2 protein-coding genes are annotated in these 447 nt (G+C 56.4%); one reads left to right on the top strand and one right to left on the bottom strand.

Translation table 11 applies throughout. The annotated features are described in order from the left end of the window. A partial coding sequence (locus K0039_RS25405) for a transketolase-like TK C-terminal-containing protein (protein ID WP_228106904.1) occupies positions 1 to 180 on the top strand: 180 nt, incomplete at its 5' end. Between the two features lie 94 nt (positions 181 to 274). Here K0039_RS25405 and K0039_RS25400 read toward each other — a convergent pair. Then, positions 275 to 433 carry a DUF1176 domain-containing protein gene (locus tag K0039_RS25400; RefSeq protein ID WP_500303719.1) on the bottom strand — a complete coding sequence of 53 codons (159 nt, stop codon included), beginning with the start codon at positions 431 to 433 and terminating at the stop codon, positions 275 to 277. Positions 434 to 447: the final 14 nt, after the last annotated feature.

Genomic DNA, 447 nt, shown 5'->3' with positions numbered 1-447 from the left:
GCGGTGGAAGCAGGTATTGCCGATTACTGGTACAAGTATGTTGGTCTGAAAGGGGCAATTGTCGGGATGACGGGTTACGGGGAATCTGCTCCGGCGGATAAGCTGTTCCCGTTCTTTGGCTTTACCGCCGAGAATATTGTGGCAAAAGCGCATAAGGTGCTGGGAGTGAAAGGTGCCTGATGGTGATTGCCGGATGCTGATTGCCGGATGCGACGCTGACGCGTCTTATCCGGCCTACAGCGTCTTATCCGGCCTACATGTCCCGCCATTTTGTTTAACGGGTGATCCACAACGTGGGCCAGGCGTCTGGCCCATGCCAGTTATCGCAGGTGGGTTCTGCGGCGTAACGCACCAGGCGAAAACGCTGACCGTCAAAGCGCCAGCGCGCCTGAATGCCACAATCGCTTAATCCGCGCCCTTTCGCTAAGGTCACCAGTTCACGCGATT

The organism is Terrisporobacter mayombei, assembly GCF_020748465.1.
GTDB lineage: Bacteria > Bacillota > Clostridia > Peptostreptococcales > Peptostreptococcaceae > Terrisporobacter > Terrisporobacter mayombei.
The sequence above is the reverse complement of the archived record's forward strand: the minus strand, read 5'-3'. Positions and strand labels throughout refer to the sequence as shown.